General features: G+C 50.0%; 13 protein-coding genes. 9 read left to right on the top strand and 4 right to left on the bottom strand.

What is annotated here, in order from left to right:
• Positions 1–205 precede the first annotated feature (205 nt).
• The 9 genes from BM099_RS17125 (at position 206) to hisD (ending at position 14,383) form a co-directional block, all read left to right on the top strand.
• Positions 206–1,408, top strand: coding sequence for a thiamine pyrophosphate-dependent dehydrogenase E1 component subunit alpha (locus BM099_RS17125; RefSeq protein WP_090729771.1), 1,203 nt, complete (start codon positions 206–208; stop codon positions 1,406–1,408).
• Positions 1,401–2,378, top strand: a complete 978-nt coding sequence (locus BM099_RS17120; protein WP_090729769.1) for an alpha-ketoacid dehydrogenase subunit beta — start codon at positions 1,401–1,403, stop codon at positions 2,376–2,378. Before BM099_RS17125 ends, BM099_RS17120 begins: the two co-directional genes overlap by 8 nt.
• Positions 2,379–2,390: 12 nt before the next feature.
• Positions 2,391–4,007, top strand: coding sequence for a dihydrolipoyllysine-residue acetyltransferase (locus BM099_RS17115; RefSeq protein WP_090729767.1), 1,617 nt, complete (start codon positions 2,391–2,393; stop codon positions 4,005–4,007).
• 87 nt (positions 4,008–4,094) lie between these two features.
• Positions 4,095–5,912 carry a protein kinase domain-containing protein gene (locus BM099_RS17110; RefSeq protein WP_090729765.1) on the top strand — a complete coding sequence of 606 codons (1,818 nt, stop codon included), beginning with the start codon at positions 4,095–4,097 and terminating at the stop codon, positions 5,910–5,912.
• Positions 5,913–6,255: 343 nt separating this feature from the next.
• Complete coding sequence (locus BM099_RS17105; protein WP_090729763.1) at positions 6,256–7,986, top strand: protein adenylyltransferase SelO; 1,731 nt, start codon at positions 6,256–6,258, stop codon at positions 7,984–7,986.
• A gap of 382 nt (positions 7,987–8,368) precedes the next feature.
• Positions 8,369–9,313 carry a LysR family transcriptional regulator gene (locus BM099_RS17100; RefSeq protein ID WP_090729761.1) on the top strand — a complete coding sequence of 315 codons (945 nt, stop codon included), beginning with the start codon at positions 8,369–8,371 and terminating at the stop codon, positions 9,311–9,313.
• Between the two features lie 229 nt (positions 9,314–9,542).
• Complete coding sequence (gene aspA, locus BM099_RS17095; protein WP_090729758.1) at positions 9,543–11,390, top strand: aspartate ammonia-lyase; 1,848 nt, start codon at positions 9,543–9,545, stop codon at positions 11,388–11,390.
• A gap of 26 nt (positions 11,391–11,416) precedes the next feature.
• A complete protein-coding gene (locus tag BM099_RS17090; RefSeq protein ID WP_090729756.1) occupies positions 11,417–12,901 on the top strand; it encodes an aldehyde dehydrogenase in 1,485 nt (494 codons plus the stop codon).
• A gap of 159 nt (positions 12,902–13,060) precedes the next feature.
• Positions 13,061–14,383, top strand: a complete 1,323-nt coding sequence (gene hisD, locus BM099_RS17085) for a histidinol dehydrogenase (RefSeq protein WP_090729959.1) — start codon at positions 13,061–13,063, stop codon at positions 14,381–14,383.
• A gap of 100 nt (positions 14,384–14,483) precedes the next feature.
• On the opposite strand, the gene BM099_RS17080 is transcribed toward hisD, so the two are convergent.
• The 4 genes from BM099_RS17080 to argE all read right to left on the bottom strand — a co-directional run bounded on the left by BM099_RS17080 (position 14,484) and on the right by argE (position 20,322).
• On the bottom strand, positions 14,484–15,158 hold the full coding sequence (locus BM099_RS17080; RefSeq protein ID WP_090729754.1) for a TorF family putative porin: 675 nt from the start codon (positions 15,156–15,158) through the stop codon (positions 14,484–14,486).
• Positions 15,159–15,779: 621 nt separating this feature from the next.
• Complete coding sequence (locus BM099_RS17075; RefSeq protein WP_090729752.1) at positions 15,780–17,174, bottom strand: aminotransferase; 1,395 nt, start codon at positions 17,172–17,174, stop codon at positions 15,780–15,782.
• 445 nt (positions 17,175–17,619) lie between these two features.
• Complete coding sequence (locus BM099_RS17070; protein ID WP_090729750.1) at positions 17,620–19,056, bottom strand: APC family permease; 1,437 nt, start codon at positions 19,054–19,056, stop codon at positions 17,620–17,622.
• 108 nt (positions 19,057–19,164) lie between these two features.
• The gene (gene argE, locus BM099_RS17065; protein ID WP_090729748.1) at positions 19,165–20,322 is read right to left on the bottom strand and encodes an acetylornithine deacetylase; all 1,158 of its coding nucleotides are present in this window, start codon (positions 20,320–20,322) and stop codon (positions 19,165–19,167) included.
• Positions 20,323–20,559: the final 237 nt, after the last annotated feature.

The following is a 20,559-nucleotide window of genomic DNA, read 5'->3' as shown; positions in this document are numbered from 1 at the left end:
GATAAAATTGCCGACGGTGATTCAACTAACAAGTCTGTCGGAAAAGTTACCGAGCGCAGTAGTTTTCTGGTAGCCTCAATACACTACTAATGTCTGCATGTGCCATGAGCTTCACGCCTAAAAACCATTAGGGGTTAAGCGGATTCCGAGCATTTCCTACGGGGCAGACTCTGTGTTTATCCAATAACAAAAATAAGAGAATGTTATGAATACGGACACAAAAGACCGCACTATCTATAAGCCCCAGTTTATCCGTGGCGACGCCCTTAAGATCCCCACCTACAGGGTGTTAAAACAGGATGGCAGCCTTTACAAAAATGCCCAGGCACCCGAGGTCGATCAGCCATTGGCGCTACGTATTTATTCCAGTATGGTGCGAACCCGCATGCTCGATGAGCGCGGCCTTGCCTCGCAACGCCAGGGTCGCCTTAGCTTCTATATGCAATCGACCGGCGAAGAAGCGACCACGGTTGGTTTTGCCGCCGCACTTGATGATCAGGACATGATCATGACTCAGTACCGCGAGCAGGGCGCGCTGGTGTATCGCGGTTTTACCCTGGATGAATTCATGAACCAGCTGTTCAGCAATGCGCTGGATTACGGCAAGGGCCGGCAGATGCCGATCCACTACGGTTCTGAAAAACTCCATTTTATGACTATCTCCTCGACGCTGGCGACTCAGCTGCCGCAGGCGACCGGTTATGCCTATGGCCAGAAGTTGGCGGGTGAAGGCCACTGCACCGTGGCGGTGTTTGGTGAAGGCGCTGCCTCGGAAGGCGATTTTCACGCGGCTCTGAATATGGCAGCGGTGCTTAAAGTCCCCGCAATTTTCCTGTGCCGCAACAACGGTTATGCGATCTCTACACCTGCCAGCGAGCAGTTTGCTGGCGACGGTATCGCCCCGCGTGGGATCGGCTACGGCATGCATACCATCAGGGTCGACGGCAACGATATTCTGGCGGTGCTCGAAGCGACCCGCCAGGCGCGTAAGATCGCGGTCGAACAGAACGAACCGGTATTGATCGAGGCGATGAGCTACCGCCTGGCGGCACACTCCTCTTCGGACGATCCCTCGGGTTATCGCAGCAATGCCGAAGAGGCCAAGTGGCGCGATCTGGATCCCTTGCTGCGGATGAAAAACTGGCTGCTGCAGCAAGGCTGGTGGAGCGAAGAAGAAGATAAAGCGCTGTTTGAAGCCGATCGTCAGGCCGTCATGGCGGCGATGAAGAAAGCCGAGAAGGTGGGCCGGCCGCATATCGACGAGATGATCACCGATGTTTACGACATCCCACCAGCCCATCTGCAGCAGCAGTTGCAGGATCTAAAAGCGCATATCCGGCTTTACCCTGAGGTATACCCCAAATCTGCTCTGCAACTTGATGCACCTGAGGGGGTGAACCGTGGCTAAAATGAATCTGTTACAGGCGGTTAACAACGCGCTGGATATCGCCATGGCCGCCAATGAGCGGGTGGTCTGTTTTGGTGAAGACGTGGGTGTGTTTGGCGGTGTGTTCCGTGCCACCAGTCATCTACAGGAAAAATATGGCCGCGCGCGCTGCTTTAACACCCCGCTGGTCGAACAGGGCATTATCGGTTTTGCCAACGGTCTTGCATCTCAGGGATCGGTGGCTGTCGCCGAGATCCAGTTCGCCGATTATATCTTTCCCGCATTTGATCAGATAGTTAACGAAGCGGCCAAGTTTCGCTACCGTTCCGGTAATTTATTTAACGTCGGTGGGCTGACTATTCGGACCCCTTACGGCGGCGGTATAGCCGGGGGGCATTATCACTCCCAGTCGCCCGAAGCTTATTTTGCTCACACTCCGGGTCTGAAGGTGGTGGTGCCGCGTAACCCGCACCAGGCCAAAGGACTGTTGCTGGCATCAATTCGTGATGCCAATCCGGTGATCTTCTTTGAACCCAAACGGATCTATCGTGCTTCGGTGGGCGAGGTACCGGAGGAGGATTATGAACTGCCGTTGGGCAAGGCCGAGGTGGTGCGTGAAGGCAGCGATATCACCCTGCTGGCTTGGGGCGCGCAGATGGAATATCTCGAGCTAGCCGCTGAGTTAGCGGATAAGGAGGGCATCTCCTGCGAACTGATCGATCTGCGTACCATTTTGCCCTGGGATGTTGAAACCGTGGCTGCGTCAGTAAAGAAAACCGGCCGCTTGCTGATCAGCCATGAAGCACCTATCACCGGTGGCTTTGCCGGCGAGATCGCAACGACCATTCAGGAGCAGTGTTTCCTTCACCTCGAATCGCCGATCGCGCGCGTGGCAGGGCTCGATGTGCCCTATCCGCTGGCGCTGGAAAAGGAGTATATCCCGGACCAGTGGAAGATCTTTGAGGCGATTAAAAGTAGCGTTAATTTTTAGGGGGACGGGACGATGATTAAGGATTTTATTCTGCCGGATATCGGCGAAGGGATAGTTGAGTGCGAGCTGGTCGAGTGGCTAATCAAAGAAGGTGATCGGATCGAAGAGGATCAGCCTGTCGCCGATGTGATGACCGATAAGGCGCTGGTGCAGATTCCGGCACCGCACGCGGGTCTGGTCACCAAGCTATACTACAAACAGGGCGACACCGCCAAGGTACATTCGCCGCTGTTTGCGGTGGATCTGGATGAGGAGGAGGGCGATTCTGTAGCGAGTGCCCCTGTCAGCCCAGCTATGGATCCAGTCGCTGTTGCCGCGGTTCAGTCTCAGACAGCTGCTGCCGATACGCAGGCAAGCACAGCAGCCGCCACCATTGATTTTATCTTGCCGGATATCGGCGAGGGGATCATCGAGTGTGAGGTGGTCGAGTGGATGGTGGCCGTAGGCGATCGGCTTGAAGAGGATCAGCCGGTGGTTGATGTGATGACCGACAAGGCACTGGTGCAGATCCCTGCACCCCGAGCCGGTGTGGTGACCAAACTCTATTTTGCCCAAGGCGAGGTGGCGAAGGTGCACGGGCCGCTATTCGCGTTGCTGCCCGATGATGCTGCAGTTGCGACCGCACCGGTTACCTCGGTTTCCACACCTATTGCTACACCAGCGGCACCAGCGGCAGCCGTTGCTGCGTCTATCAACTCTGCTACAGACAGTTTTAAGGGTAAGGCAATGGCGAGCCCTGCGGTACGGCGTATTGCCCGTGAGTTCGATATAGATATCCGTCAGGTTCCCGGCAGCGGAAAGAATGGCCGGATTTTCAAAGAGGATATTCTGCGCTTTCAGCGAAGTGCTGAACAAGCCGCGGGCTCAGTTGAAGCTACGACAGCAACGCTTGCTACAGTTGCTCCTGCGACAGCGGCGCCTGCAGAGATCAGGGTCGAAAAGATTCGTGGTATAAAAGCGGCAATGGCGCGACAGATGACCCTGTCATCTTCGACTATTCCTCACTTTACCTACGGTGATGAGGTCGATGTCACGGCGCTGCTGGCGCTGCGGACTCAGCTGAAGATCAAGGCGGAGCAACAGGGGATTCGGCTGACGTTGATGCCCTTTATCATGAAGGCGATGGCGCTGGCGATTCAGAAGTTTCCGATCCTCAACAGCCAGGTTAACGCCGACTGTACCGAGATCCACTACCAGCCACACTGCAATATCGGGATGGCGGTGGATTCCAAGCTGGGCCTGATGGTACCCAATATCAAGAAGGTAGAGACGCTGAGTATTCTCCAGATCGCTCAGGAAGTCACCCGTCTGGCCGAGGCGGCACGTGCGGGACGGGTCTCTCCGGCGGATCTACAGGGGGGCACCATCAGTATCTCCAACATCGGAGCGCTGGGCGGGACCTACGCCTCGCCGGTGGTCAACCCGCCGGAAGTGGCGATCGTGGCCTTGGGTAAGACCCAGACCCTGCCACGATTTAATGCCAGCGGCGATGTGGTGGCGCGCTCGCTGATGAATATCAGCTGGTCCGGCGATCACCGGATTATCGACGGCGGTACCATTGCACGCTTCAGCCTGCTGTGGCAGTCGTATCTTGAAGATCCTTCCTTAATGTTGCTCGATCTGTCATAGCGGCCTGGCCTCGCCTAATGGGGTGTGTAGTGGGTTAGTGAAAAGGGGAGTTTGCTCTCCTTGCGTTTATTGGAGTACATAGTCGCTATGAATAAACCGAATCTCCAGAAGTTTTACATCCCCGAAGAGCAGTCGATCTACCTGCTCAGTCATAATGATGCGCGCAAGCTCAAAGGCTGGTTCCGGCTCTGTCAGGAACAGCTGGAACAGCTGGGCTATCGCGATACCGAGATGATCGGCAAGGGCGCCTTCGGCTTTGTGTTTGGCGGAGTCGACCGCGAGGGACGGCAGCTGGTGTTTAAGTTTTCTCGCATTACTCTGCCGCAACATGTGCAGGACCGGTTGGAGGAAGAGGCTTTCCTACTGTCTCAGGTGGATCATCCCCGGGTGCCCAAGCTGATCGAGTTTCAGCGCATTGGTCGTCAGGCGATCATGGTGATGGAGCGGGTGCCGGGGCTGGATCTGGAAAAGTTTGTGCTTCAGCGAGGCCCTCTTTCGCCACGGTTGCTGGTGCATATCGCCGCGCAGCTGGCCGATATCCTGCGCGCCCTGCGCGGTGCCTCGGTACGATCCCAGCGGCCACTGGTACACGGAGATATCAAACCTTCGAATATCGTCTTCGACCCGCTCACCGAACAGATCGGCCTGATTGATTGGGGCTCATCGGTGTTCGCCCAGCTCGATGAAAATAATCAGCACGTCAGTGTCAATGTAATGGAGTTGATGTCGGACGACCTGCAGCACAGCAACGCCCGTCTCGGTGACGTCTACTTTATCGGCGATGAACAGCTCAATGGTGGCCTTTCTACTCCCCGGTTTGACGAGCAGGGGGCGGCAGGAACCCTCTATGCGCTGGCTTCGGGACAGTCGAGCCGCTTCGGCCACCATGCCATACCCCCCACTTCGCTGGGGCTGCCGCAGGAGTTGGCACGGATCATGGACCGGCTTCTCGATACAGATCCTGCGGTACGAAATCAAGCGGGTGATTATTGGTTGCGGAATATGCCATCGATCAGTCGATTGATGCTGATCGAGCTGCCTAAGGTCCCGTTGCAGCCGCTGGTGCCTGTCTGGGTGCAGCCGCAGACAAGGGTCATGGACTCGGTGGTGTACAGCTCACGTAAAGCGTTCTTGAAGGAGGGGGGCGTAGATAACCAGAATATGGATATCGATGATGTCCAGTTCGATCGCTACTACAAGAACTTCCTTCATGGGATGGGGGATACCGAAAAGGCCTTTCTGGCAGCGGTGAGCCGGTTGGGTAAGTTCCCCGTGGTCGGTGGCCTGGCGGTGCGCTGGGAAGCCGAAGGGGTATATATCGATTCCAGTCTTAATCTGTACAACCCTGAGCAGCAGGAAGCCTTTGTGGCGACCGTCAATAATCTGGTCAACCTGGCGCGCGCTGTCTACCGTAAGGGGATATTCAAGAGTTGCCTGTTCGACGCCCGCTGCACTCTGCATGTGGAGCGCGAAAACAGCGAGCAGGAGTTTATCCCAGCGCCCGAGCAGCGGATCCCCTACGAGGTGGCGGCGGTACCGGACCTGGAGGAAAAGAGCCGGCTGCACTCCTATTTCGAGGATGGCCGTGATCCGGAAGAGAACCTGGAATTACCGGCCACGATTATTGCTGCCATCAAGCAGCTGAACCGGCTTCACCACACGGGCTTGATCATCTTCGAAAGCATGGAGCTGCATCTTAAGATCCACAGCCATTTCAAGCTGCTCAACTTCGAGCAGGAGGCTGAGTTTTCAATCTGTTTGCAGCAGATCATGTCGGCGATACCGCAGATACGGGGGTTGGGGGTAGCTGGCTTTATGAAGATGCCTTATAAGGACACCCGTTTTTTTAGCCATATCGACCGGCAGCCCGAGCGGTACTACCCGCGAAACCCCAAGCAGGGGTAGACAGGGAAAACGGAAAATATCCTACGCTAAGCTCGTAGCCAGCGGTATTCTCCAGTTTCTGCCTAATACGGGGTTTGAAGTCCAACGGTACAAACGATTTAAACTCCGCCATGCTCAGTTCATTTAGGCTCTAGCCAAATAGAACCGCACACCAGCCATGACAATCGCCTGTAATTAAAATACGAAACCACGTTAAATGAACCTCTAAAAGGTGAACCACTCAAAACAGACGGGTGCTGGTGTGTTTTTTTGAATAAATAAATCTGTCCCCTTTATCAGCAGAATGCCATCATGTTGCAATAGCGGGGAAGCAGCCGTTCTACCCGCGTCATAAGGAGCCCGTATGATTAATCGACTGCCAGAGGAAACTTCGCCAACCGTGGCGACGCTCGACGATCTCGCCACGTTGGCAAACTACTCGCTTATGGATACGCTCAACGCCGATCCTGACGCGAAAGCTAACGGCACCGACCACGCGCCGCGTCAGGTCTTCTCGGGGCACTATGTCCCCGTCAATCCCACGCCAATTCAAGACCCCGAGTACGTCGCGCACAGTAAAGATTTTTTTCGCGAACTGGGTTTTGCCGACAGCCTTGCACAGTCGGAGAAGTTCGTCCGGATGTTCTCTGGCGATCTCTCGCAGGTTCCTGCGCCGATGCGTGAGGTCGGTTGGGCGACTGGCTACGCACTTTCCATCTTCGGCACCGAATACTACCAGCAGTGCCCGTTCCGTACCGGCAACGGATACGGCGACGGTCGTGCCGTTTCGATACTTGAAGCCGTCATCAAGGGGCGACGCTGGGAAATGCAGCTCAAAGGTGGCGGCCGGACGCCATACTGTCGCGGCGCGGATGGTCGCGCTGTCCTGCGGTCAAGTGTCCGGGAGTTTCTGGCACAGGAGCATATGCACGCGCTCGGCGTGCCAACCTCACGGTCGCTGAGTTTGTACGTTTCTAAAACGGAGAGGGTCAAGCGGCCGTGGTACTCAGAGGGCTCGCGCTTGCAGGATCCTGACATAATGATATCTGAGGCCGTCGCCATCTCGACGCGCGTCGCACCGTCGTTTATCCGGGTCGGCCAACTCGAGCTCTTCGCTCGCCGTGCCCGTAAGCAGGAACATCCCGAAGCGATGCAAGAACTCGAGATGCTTGTGTTGCACTTGATTGATCGTGAGTACGCTGATGTCATCGACACTACACTCACCACCGCCGAAAAAGTGGTGTTGCTGGCACGTGAGTTCCGCAGCCGCCTTACGTCGCTTGTGGCAAACTGGATCCGCGTCGGCTACTGCCAGGGCAATTTTAACAGCGATAACTGCGCGGCTGGTGGTTTCACGCTCGACTACGGTCCGTTCGGCTTTTGCGATGTGTTCGACCCGCAATATCAACCATGGACGGGGGGCGGACAGCACTTCTCGTTCCTCAACCAACCTGTGGCAGCGGAACGTAACTTTCACATGTTTTGGGCGGCGTTACGGCCGTTGCTGGCGTCGCATCAGGACTCTCTGGAACAGCTCGACGAGATTCGAAGCGGCTTTGCAGAAGTGATGCAAACGAAAATGGAAGAGATGTGGGCTGCCAAACTCGGACTGGACACTTTTGACGCGGCGTTGTTCAGTGAACTCGGAACACTCATGCTGCAAGCGCCCGTTGATTACACCATCTTCTTCCGCGAGCTTTCGGGAATACCGGATGACATTGGCCCACTCCAAAAAAGCTTCTACAAGCAATCGTCGTATGCAGCAGACTCCGAAGAGATGGACAAACGCTGGTCAGCGTGGCTGACACAATGGAAATCACTCATCAGCGCCAATGCTGCTGAGCCGCGTTCCCGAGAAGAGCTCTCTCGGCAGATGAAACTCGTCAATCCAAAATACAGTTGGCGAGAGTGGTGCGTTGTGCCTGCGTATCAGCAAGCGGCGGCGGGGGACTACTCTCTGGTTCGGGAGCTGCAGGACGTCATGACGCAGCCATACGCTGAGCAATCGAAAGAGGTGGAGGAGAAATACTATAGGCTGCAGCCGCCTGAGTTCAGCGAGGTTGGTGGCTTGTCGTATTACAGCTGCTCGTCGTGAATTTTCGCAACTGATAGGCAGCAGCGACACTCGTTGGCGGACTGCCCGCTGCTTTAAATCAATGGATCAGACGCAGAGATTTTTAAGTGTTCGATGGCACAGCTCATCCTGGAGCTGTGCTTTTATGCAGAATGAAACATCTCTATCAGCCGGCAAAGTCTTCCTTTGCGCGGGCGGCCAGCTCATCTTTAGACACATTTTCAATCTTGGATGCTATGCTTCAATGATGGCCAAACGGGTCCGATATGATTCCGTACCGTTCAGCACTACCCTATCAGGGTTGCATTTGTTTATTAAGATTTAATTCTGATTTGGCTATGTCTGCATCATTGTGGTTCTGTCATAGTAAATCGATGTTTATATTTTATCATAGGTAGTCGAAATGAATTTCACCTTAAAACAGCTTCGTTATTTTGTCAGAGCTGGTGAATTTGGTAGTGTTACAAGAGCTGCTGAAGCATTGCATGTGTCGCAGCCTTCGATATCTTCCGCAGTATTACACCTTGAAGATGTGACTGGACTACAGTTATTTGTGCGTCATCATGCCCAAGGGTTATCACTGACTCCTGCGGGCCGCCAGTTTATCCTTAAAGCAAAGCAGCTGCTGACTGATGCTGAAGGGTTGGGGCATTATGCCAATACGCTCGGAGAAGATATCGCCGGAACTTTGCGTATTGTCGGATTCCCTACCTTTACGCCTATGCTGCTTCCATCCTTGATGAAAAAGTTCACAGAAACCTACCCTGATGCCAGCATTCAGTGTGATGAGAGTCATCAGAAGGGTATCATTCAGAGCCTGGTGGATGGGCGTTATGAGCTAGCGCTGACTTATGATCTGCAGATACCTTCGGGCATCGATTTTGAGCCGATAATGGAGTTTCCTGCATATGCGGTGTTGGCTCAAAATCATCCGCTGGCACAGCGTGATGAGCTTGAATTAAAAGAGTTGGCAGATTATCCCATGGTGTTACTGGACTGGCCGATGACCCGGGAGTATTTTTTCTCTCTGTTCCTGAGTCAGGGCCTTGAGCCAAATTTCGCTTATCGGGCGCAATCCCTCGGCATGGTGCGCGGCTTGGTGAGTAACGGCTTAGGATATACCTTGTTTAATGTGCCATTGGCCAATAATAAAGCGTTGGATGGCTCTGAGCTGAAAGCGATTCCATTGACGGATAACCTGCGCCCACTGCGCCTAGGCGTGGCTAAGATCTCTCAATTTCGGCTTACACCTATTGCTGATGCGTTTATTAAATTGTTGAAAGCGCGCGCAGCAGAATTGGCCGATACCGTATTCCCCGACAAACGCTTTTATCGTCACCTAAAGTAGTCGAGTAGCTTCTGTTAAATATTTCAACAGCACCCGCCGTTCAGGTGGGTTCTGATTATATATTATGGTTTTTATCCTGCATGTGAAAAACTAATCCAATAGAGAAGATTATAATATTTTACATATGCAGCGGCTCTTTTTATTCTGGATGAATAAAAGTTCGTACATCTTGTTCGAACGATTCAAAAAAAATTACCTCGGCATTGTGGGCGGGGCACCAGAGTAAATAATGAACGCAAATAATAAAAAGCTAATCAAAACAGTTTTGCAGTGCGATAGCCTGGAAGCTCCGCAGTTTAGTGGATTGCTGAAACTATGCTCCGTTAGGGAAATTAAAAAAGGTGAGTCGATCGTTACGGAAAACTGTGCTGAACGACTGTTGATTTTATTGGCGGGAATCTGCCAGCATACCGAATCTGGTTCTCAGGTTCAGTTAACCGGCCCGGTGCTCTGTAATCCTTTGATTCTGCCAGATAACAGTGCCTGGCTTGGTGATTTTATGGCAATAACCGATGCCACAGTAGTATTTGTCGATCGAAATCGGTTATTGAGTTGGTGCGAAGGTTCTCCGGTAACTGTCGAGATTGGAGCAGTGCTGTTGCAGCTGGAAAAACAACGTCAGGAATTTGCTGACCAGAGGGTTTGCACTAAGCTGGTACGCCGTGAAAAAGATCTGTTGGGTGAACGGGATGTTCCTCAGTCGGCATTGTTTGGCGTACAAACTTTGCGTGCACAAGAGAACTTTGAAATCACTGGCATTAAACTAATGCATTTTCCTAAGCTGGTTAACGCTTTGGCGATGGTAAAGAAAGCCGCGGCTAAAGCGAATAATAAGCTAGGTCTGCTGGACGACATTAAAACTCGGGCAATAGGTCAGGCTTGTGATGAAATCATTGATGGTCAATGGCACGAGCATTTTGTGGTCGATGTTATTCAGGGCGGAGCCGGTACGTCAACCAATATGAATGCCAATGAGGTGATTGCCAATCGAGGTCTTGAAATTCTGGGCCATAGTCGAGGTGATTATCAACACTTGCATCCGAACAATCACGTTAACCTCTCGCAGTCTACCAATGATGCCTACCCTACAGCAATCCGGTTGGGAATTTTGCTGAGCCATGAAGAGTATGTAACAGCTCTGTCAGAGCTGTGCTATGAGCTGAAGCAGAAAGCGGTAGAGTTTTCTGGAGTGATTAAAATGGGTAGAACTCAACTGCAGGACGCAGTGCCCATCACTTTGGGGCAAGAGTTTGATGCCTGGTATTTCACCATTAAGGAAGACATCGAGGAAGCCAAGGACGTAGTGGAGTATTTCCGGGAAATAAACCTGGGTGCAACTGCGATAGGTACAGGTATTAATACCGATCCGGAATATTCCAGTTTGGCGATTGAAGAGCTTTGCAGGATTTCTGGAAAGGAGATGGTGAGGGCTAGAAACCTGATCGAAGCAACGTCTGATATGGGGGCTTTCGTAACCTTCTCCAGCGTACTAAAGCGAAACGCGGTAAAGCTATCTAAGATATGTAATGACCTGCGTTTACTTTCCAGCGGCCCACGGGCAGGTTTTCAGGAAATTAATCTACCGCCAATGCAGCCGGGCAGTTCGATTATGCCTGGAAAGGTAAACCCAGTGATTCCTGAGATGGTAAATCAGGTTGCGTTTCAGATTATTGGCAATGATATTACCGTAACAATGGCAGCCGAAGCGGGTCAGTTGCAGCTTAATGTGATGGAGCCGGTAATCGCCTTCAATGTTTTGCAGTCTCTTCGTTTGCAGATTAGGGCAGTAAAAACTCTGGCATCCAAATGCATTAAAGGTATCACTGCCAATGAAGAGCATTGTCTCAATACGGTGAATAATAGTATTGGCATAATTACCGCACTTAACCCTTATATTGGCTATGAGAACGCGACTAGAATTGCGAAACAGGCTATTCAGCAGAACAGCAGTGTTCGCGATCTGGTACTTGCAGAAGGCTTGCTGTCACTAGCTGACCTGGATGACATTTTAAGTGTTGAAAATATGACGGCACCTCGTCGAGTGCGCAAGAGCGCAGTGAACAATAATGCTGTCTGAATCAGTGACAGTGACGGAGTAAACAGATGACTACACAGAATAAAGAATACTGGCTGGCGAAACAGCAGAGTTTGAGTCTACAAAATAAAGCCTTTATCAACGGTGAGTTTGTTGAGGCTGAAAATGGTGCTACTTATGACACGATCAATCCAGCGACCGGAGAGTTACTGACCGCCACTGCTGCATGCTCAGAATCTGATGTAGATGCAGCCGTAGCCGCTGCACGCCGAACCTTTGACAGCGGTGTTTGGGCTGATAAAGCACCGGCTGAGCGTAAGGCCGTGATGAAAAAACTGGCGGCACTGATCATGGATAATCATGAAGAACTGGCTTTGCTGGAAAGCCTCAATGTCGGCAAGCCGGTTCAGGATGCGATGAATATCGATATACCAGGTTCCGCCGGGTGTTTTGAATGGTATGCCGAAGCGGTCGATAAAATGTATGGCGAAGTAGCGCCGACCGATGGGAACAATATAGCCACAATTACCCGAGAGCCTGTGGGTGTGGTTGCGGCTGTAGTGCCATGGAACTTTCCATTGGATATTGCTGCTTGGAAATTGGCACCCGCTTTGATTGCCGGTAACTCGGTGATTCTGAAACCTGCTGAACAATCGCCGCTAACGGCTTTGAAATTGGCTGAATTGGCGCAGCAGGCAGGTATTCCCAATGGCGTGTTAAATGTTGTTACCGGCCACGGTCATATTGTCGGCAAGGCACTGGGGTTGCATCAGGATGTTGACTGTCTGGCGTTTACCGGATCAACCCGGGTCGGTAAGATGTTTATGGCCTACTCTGCCGAATCAAATATGAAACAAGTATGGCCTGAAACCGGTGGTAAGAGTCCTAACCTTATCTTTGCAGATTGTGATCTTGATGCGGCGGTTGAACACGCTGCGATGGGTATATTCTTTAATCAAGGTGAGGTTTGTTCGGCTAACTCGCGGATTCTGATTGAGCGTAGTATCAAAGACCAATTTGTTGAAAAGTTTCTGGCGAAGGCTAAATCAATGAAGGTGGGTGACCCGCTGGATAGCGATACTCAGGTTGGCGCGCTGATTGATATCAACCATGCTAGCAACGTTCGAAACTGCATCAGTAAAGCAAATGATGAAGGGGCAATAATGCTTACCGGCGGTGCGGGTGATATAGCGACTGCAGTAGTTGAACCGACTATCTTTGATGGCGTGTCACCGCAAATGTCGATTGCAAAAGATGAAGTATTTGGTCCGGTAGCGGCGCTGATTACCTTCGACTCAGAAGCTGAAGCGATAGCTATTGCTAATGATTCTGTTTACGGGCTTGCGGCGTCTTTATGGACCACTAATCTCAATCGTGCTCACCGGGTGGCGAAGAAGCTTAAAGCAGGTACGGTCTCTGTTAATACGATGGATGCGTTGGATTTCAGTACGCCATTCGGCGGCTACAAACAATCGGGATTCGGTCGTGATCTTTCTTTGCACGCCTTTGATAAGTTTACTCAGCTGAAAACCACCTGGATTAAATTGGGTTGATAGTTTCGGGCTGGTGACTGCTGTTTCCAGCCTGAGATGACTATTCGCTAGCAGCTTTTATCAACTATTTGGCGATGGTAGGTTTTTTACCTCTGTATCTTTGCAACATGCTTACCGTGAACAGTTTCTTTGAATAAGTGCATTGAATGCGGGATGAAAATGGATAAAAAAATCAGTTATTGGGAGTTAGATAAGCTGACTCCGCAACAGCAGCAAAGTCTGCTACAAAGGACAGAGTCGGACTTGAGTGAATATATCACTCAGGTGGGGCCGATTATTGCTCAGGTGCGGGAACAGGGTGATCAGGCATTAGTTGATTGTGCTGCCCGCTTTGATGGGGCCAGCATTACTATTGATCAACTTCGGGTGACGGGTGATGAGTTTCACGCTGCTGCCCAGCAGGTAGATCTGGAAACGGCCAATGCGATTCGCTTCGCTGCTGATAACATTCGCAAGTATCACCAGGCCCAGAAACCCGGTGAGATGACCATGCAGGAAGTGCGAAGCGGAAGCTTTGTTGGTGAGCGTTACCTGCCGATCCCTTCAGTGGCCTGCTATGTACCAAGGGGTAAAGGCTCATTTCCATCAGTGTTGCTGATGAATGCGATACCGGCAATAGTGGCAGGAGTTGAACGTACTATTGTGATTACTCCGCCAGCCTCAGACGGCACTGTCGACGCAGCAACGTTGCTGGCGGCACGAGAAATAGGAATTACTGAGGTCTATAAATGTGGTGGTGCACAAGCCGTAGCGGCGGTCGCCTTTGGAACAGCAACCTTACCCCGTTGCAGCAAAATAGTCGGCCCGGGTAGTCCTTGGATGGTGGCTGCTAAGCAAGTTTTAGCAAACCGTATTGATCCGGGTATCCCCGCTGGCCCATCAGAATCGATTGTATTCGCTGATGCTAGCGTCGATGGTAGTCTTGCGGCACTGGATCTGTTGATCGAAGCCGAACATGGCCCAGACTCTTCGGCCTATCTTGTGACGACATCCCCGGAAGTGGCGGAGGCGGCGATCAGAGCGCTGCCTGATCACTGGGCTCATATGAGTGAGTTGCGAGTAGACTACTCAAGCACAGTACTTTGTGGGTCGATGGGAGGCGTTATTTTAGCCCCGGATAACGAAAGTGCCTTTGAGTTTATTAATGCTTATGCGCCGGAACACCTGCAGATTCTTAGTCAGGATCCTTGGCAATATTTGGGTAGGATACAGAACGCAGGTGAGGTTCTGTTAGGGCAGCACTCCCCAAGCACCTTAGGTAATTATGTGTTGGGCTGTAATGCAGTACTGCCGACATCGGGAGCGGCGGCTACTGTTTCACCGCTTGGCGTAATGGATTTCATGAAGTTTATGTCCGTCGCCTATGTCACTGAAAGTGGTTATCCAGAAATGGCAAAACAAGCCAAGGTGATGGCAACCTATGAAGGCTTTGATGGCCACGCTAATGCGGTATCTGACGTTCGCCAGCGGTATATCAGGTAGCAGCTATATCAGGAGACTACTAAGCTACCTGTTAATTTCGTGTATTAAAAAAGCCAGTCAATTGACTGGCTTTGTTCGTCTAGCCCTGAAGGGGGAGGGATTAAAACGAACGTGATACCGTGAATAGGATAGTATCGTCATCCAGGTTATCAGTTTTCGGGCCTTTGACATTATTGGTCAGATAGGCCACTGAAAGATCAAGACCAGCAGCGCTGCCTGACAGGCCAATGGAGTAGTCAGTATATTCAGCATCTTCGTATGCATCACCGAAGGTGTAGCCTGCATGCAGGTCGATATTAACTTGTGCAGTGATCGCAGTGCTGTAATCAGCAGCTAGATAATGGTAGTTATCGCCGCTGTTTACGTAGTCGTCGGCATAGGCATATAGTACGGTTAAGTCTTTATAGAAGGCCTGCAGATCGATTTCGGCAAAGTCGATATCGGTGCCGTCGGTATATCCATGATACTGGAAGTAATACAAGGTTGCGGCATAGCTGATTTCTTTGGTCAGATCACCGGCGTAGCCAACGTAGTAGTCAACCTCAAGGTTGGCATTATCGGAATCACCGAAGTTTACGTTACTACCCCAGATTCCAGCGTAGATACCGTTATCGTAACCTACATCGATGCTGCCTTGAATAGCAGGGTCGCCGGAGGTCTGTGATACGCCATGGAAACGGTAGTCGTTAGTGAAAGTGATAGTGCTTGATACTTCTGCGGCTTGTACAGCAGATGCAGCAAGCAGAACAGCTGGTGCTAACCAGGTTAGTTTCATAGGGATCCCTTATTGTCTTCTTGATGTATTAAGTTCCAGAAATAATATACCGCCGGTCATATAATATTTTCCGTCAGCATACTATGGAATCATTAATATAAAGATTAATGTATATGGAGGTAAAATATTTAATATTTATGAGGAGTATTGGTTTTCCTGATACAATTCTGTGCAATGTTATTTTTGTTTTTTATTTTTTTATAAAGTCATTATTAATTTTAAAAAAAATAAGCTGATTGAATTTTCTGTAATGATTAACTTGGATTTATTTATTGTTATGCTGGGGGCTTTATCTGATTCCCGTTATATTATTAATTTCCATGAATGAAAAGTTTAAAGTTCTTTTCTTTAAAATCATTAATGCAAAATATTCTCTGTGCATATGGTGTGAACACAAAATAATATTAATTATATGTCTGTATAATAAATTTAACTCTACTGTGTTTTTTAATATTTTACTAGAAAGGATGCACTAGGAAAAAAAGGAGAGCGAAAGCTCTCCTAAAACACTGTAACTAGATTTATTGTGCAAAAAATCTCAGTGTTGGAGACTAACAACGGAAATATCCACCGGCAGTTGCCGGTGGTAAGTCATAGAAAGGTGTAGGGGTAATTATCAAATTAGATAAAATCTTCCTGTTTCAAGTCGGCCATAGTCGCTTCAATGCTTTCACGCAACGTTGCTACAAGGAAGTCGATGTGTTCCTTAGTCAAGGTTAGTGGCGGCGATAGTACATTCATATGTGCCAACGGACGCACGATCAGGCCTCTGGCCTGGCAATGGTCGGCAATACGGTTACCAACTTTGGCGTCGGGGTTGATTAACTCTTTGGTTTCTTTGTTGGCAACGTTCTCAATGCACATCATGAATTTACGACCACGGACGTCGCCAACGATCGGAAGATCGATGAGTGACTTAACCTGCTCTTCGAAATATGCACCCATATCTTTCACATGGCCGCATATATTTTCACGCTCCATGATCTCGATGTTTTTAATACCTGCAGCACAACTTACCGGATGGCCAGAATAAGTGTAGCCGTGTGTGAACAGGGCTCCGTCAGCCTGTGGCTTGCTGATGACGTCGTAGATCTTTTCGGAGATGATAGTTGCGCCCAGAGGCAGATAGCCTGACGTTAGGCCTTTAGCGCAGGTAATCATGTCCGGTACGATGCCGAATTCATCTTCTGAGGCGAACATGTGACCGAGACGACCGAAAGCGGTAACTACTTCGTCGGATACATAGAGCACGTCATACTTATGGCATACATCAAGAGTACGCTTATGGTAACCCTTTGGTGGCACGATCACACCGCCGGCACCCATAATAGGTTCGGCAAAGAAAACGGCTACGTTATCCGGGCCAAGTTCCAGGATTTTATCTTCAAGTTCCTGAACTTTTTCGTCACAGAACTCTTCAAGGCTTTGCTCTGCCGGACGGCGGTATGGGTTAGGGCAAGAAATATGGTGTACCAGTTCCTCTTCAATATCGAAGCCGATATGGTCAAACTTAACGCCGGTAATCGACATCGCCATATAGGTGCTGCCGTGATAACCATCGATACGCGAGATGATTTTCTTTTTGCTCTTCTTACCCAGTTGGTTAAAGTAAAAATGAATCATCCGGACTGCGGTATCGTTAGCTACGGAACCGCCACAACCATAGAAGACATGATTCAGGTTGCCGGGAGCTAGCTCTGCCAGTTTAGCGGCCAGTTGGGCTGCTGGTATTGTTGTATGATGGCCGAAAGAGGAGTAATACGGAATCTTCATGATCTGCTCGGCAATTGCTTCAGCCATTTCTTTACGGGCATAGCCGATATTTACACACCAGAGTCCGCCGATGCCATCAAGATATTTCCGACCCTCACCGTCTGTTACATGAACGTTATCGCTATCTGTCAGGATCATCGATCCTGTTTCTTTGAAGGTCGAGAAGTCAGTCCAGGGATGAATGTAGTGGTCTTTATCCTGTTGCCACACGTCTTGCATGTTGATGTTTTTATTATCGGTCATTTTCGAGATTGCTCCACATTGTAATTTAGTCTGCCGAATACTTACCTCTAGAGTATTATTATCATTGGCATAGATAAAATATTATTTATTGTTTTTCAGTATTAAAAAAACAAATGCAAGAAGGCTTCACCTAGAAAACCTACTCCCGTGCCTAGTATAGCCTTTAGTATATATAGCTATAAACCTGCGACTAGCAGAATCTGAGGTTGTTTGAAGTGAGCAATTACCATTGAAGCAGCGAAGATATCGAGAATGGCGATGGCATCATTCAGATGGCTCTGCATTTGTTTCTGGCCACAGGTCATACCTATGGTTGGAGTATCTTAGAGGGGGGGCGAAGCTTGAAAAATAAAAAGGGCGGTAGCTCATGCTTACCGCCCATTTTATTTAGTGGTGCTTAGTCCAGAAGTAAAATTCTGATAAGGGACTACTTAGCGACTGATAGTTATTCAGCGTCCAGTGCTTTTTCGATTGGCTCTGGTTTAAACAAGTCTTTCTTCATAACAACTTTGACCCAGAATACGCCGATCACAGAAACGACAGCCAGGACTATACCGGTAGCCGTGAAGATCTGATTGCTTAACTCCGGAGCTGGAGAGGCGTAGATCACCGCATAGATCATACCTGCGATACCTACGACCTGCGGCAGAGGATAGAAGGGTGTCTTATATGGGCGGTGAATGTTTGGGTAACGTCTGCGCAGGGCGATAACATTAATGTGTGTAATGATATAGGCCAGCAACCAAGCGATAGCGGCAGAAATCAGCAGTAGGCCGACTGCATCTGGATTGTCGCGCATAATGAGCATCGGCAGCCCGGTGATTGCTGACACAAACAATACTGCAACCCAAGGGGTCTTGTTTTTAGTCAGCTTTTTTAGCTGCGGAAAAGCCTGGCCGTTTTGTGCCATACCGTAGAGCATACGGGGAATAGCTGCTAGAGAAGTGTTAACCGTACTGCAAGTTGCTGTTACTGCTGCAACAGCCAGAAAGCTTAGACCTATATCACCGAATACAGCCTTAGCGAAATCGTAGTGGGGCAGTGCAGAACCAGCCAGATCATCAGCCGGGATATATAATAGTGCGCCGAAGCAGTAAATCGCGATGGTAACAAAGATGATAGTGACGCCGAGCAGCATAGAGCGTGGAATGTTGCGGTTAGGATCCTTTACTTCTTCAACCAGCGGGCAGACGAACTCAGCACCGACATAACCCCAAATTGCCAGGGCAACCAGTGTGATTACTTCTGGACCCATCGGGTTCCAAGTGCCTGTTAGATCGATACCTTCAGGATACGGGTTAGCAACGCCACTCACCGCACTCAGGCCTAGGACTAGCAGTACTACAACCATGATGAAAGCTAGTGCCGATTGCAGCTTAGCGAATAGGTCGATACCCATCAGGTTAAGCGCGGTGAATATGCCCAGCAAGCCAAAGCCAACTGCATATTGCGGAAACGCTCCCGGATAGATTTTCTCAATAATAAAATCGACCAGCAGCAGCTCAGCAGATAGAGCAAACATGGCAACTACAACGTAGCCGGAAAATACGGCTAAAATAGCCGGGAAGTGGCCCAGAGCAACCTCGGTGTAGCTACTCAGGCTACCGGCACGTGGAATCATCAGAGACAGCTCAGAAAAAGAAAAGATATAGGTCAAGGCTAAGATGTAACCGATTGCCAGCGGGATAATAAACCCTAGGCCAGCGATACCAGCACCTTGTAGCATGATAACCATAACACCCTGGGAAACAACCAAACCAACGGCGACAGCTAACAGTGAGCCGAGGCCCAGTACTCTGCGAAAGCCCGATTTTTGACTGTGGTTCGCGCTGTTGTCAGCGCTGACGTCAGCACTGGTGGCATATGTGGAATTGTCAGACATTTTTTACTCCTGAAATAGAATTCTTATCTTTTTGATATCAGGTTAGTGTGAGTTTAAGCCATTTAAAGGGCACAGGTAAGTTGCCGGTATTTATCCTCCTTCGGATTATTAAGCGCTAAGCTCATTGATCAAGCGCGCCATAAAGGCTTCGCACTGTTGCAGCTGAGAAATGTGAATGAATTCGTCCGGCTTATGTCCCTGGTCCATGCTGCCGGGACCACAAACAACGGTAGGAATACCCAGCACACTGCTAAATAAGCCTCCCTCGGTGCCGAAGTTGATGTTGGCGCTGGCAACAGATTGTGCCAACTTACGGACAAAAGCAGCGACTTCAGCGTCGGATGGGGTGCTGAGACCGGGGTACTCAGTAATAATCTCGATGTTAATATCGCAAGAGGAATCGACCTGTTGCATCTCGGCTATCAGCTCATCAGCATAAGATTGCAATAGCGCTAATAGATCTCGGGGATCCTCTGTGGCGATATTTCGGATTTCAAATAGAAAATTACATTTTTTTGGCACGATATTGAGTGCTGTACCACCCTGGACGGTGCCAGTGTGTACGGTGCTGTGAGGTATATCGTAGCTATTCTCAAATGGGCCGTTGAGCTTTTTTTCCTGCGCTAGCTGTTCCAGCCAGGTAATCATGCGGGCCGCGTAGTTGATGGCATTTACTCCGAGAGGTGCCATTCCTGAGTGGCACTCTTTCCCGGTTACGGTCACTCTTGCAGCTAGTTTTCCTTTATGTGCTGTCACCACCTGCATGGAGGTGGGCTCGCCTATAATGCAAACCGCAGGCTGCAGAGGAAAGCTTTGCATGGTGTCGATCAGACGCCGTACGCCGACACAGCCGATTTCTTCATCGTAGGAGAAAGCTAAATGGATAGGTGTATGCAATTTCTGCTTCACCATCTCAGGTACAGCCGCCAGAACCACCGAAATAAAGCCTTTCATGTCGCTGGTGCCGCGACCGAAGTAACGGCCGTCCTGTTCGCTTAATTGGTAAGGATCGGTAGTCCAGTTCTGGCCGGTAACCGGAACTGTGTCAGTGTGCCCTGACAGCATCACACCGGCTTTATCCTGAGGTCCGATAGTGGCGTAAAGGTTAGCCTTGCTCTCCAGACCATCATAAACAAGATTGCTGGTCACACCATGATCTTCCAAAAAGCGTTGCACGTAACTCATCAGCTCCAGATTGGAGTTACAGCTAGTGGTATCAAAACTGATTAGTTGATCAAGAATTTCGAGAGTAAGTGCCTTTGCCATATCTGCTCCTGTTGCTAAGAGTGCCGAATTAATTCGGTGTATGAGTTGTGAAACTAGTCATCCATGGCCTGTACTAGTAAACAGATAATTACTTGAGAACTAACCCAAATGAGTCGTGATCACACTGGGTAAGTTGAGGAGTAAGTATTGATATTTATCAATACCTCATCTGTCATTTGAGAATAGGGCTTATCTCTTCATCATTAAAATATTATTAATCTTTTAAGTGTATTAAAA

Source organism: Neptunomonas qingdaonensis, assembly GCF_900113275.1.
GTDB lineage: Bacteria > Pseudomonadota > Gammaproteobacteria > Pseudomonadales > Balneatricaceae > Neptunomonas > Neptunomonas qingdaonensis.
Note: the sequence above shows the minus strand (reverse complement) of the source record. Positions and strands in the feature narration are given on the sequence as shown.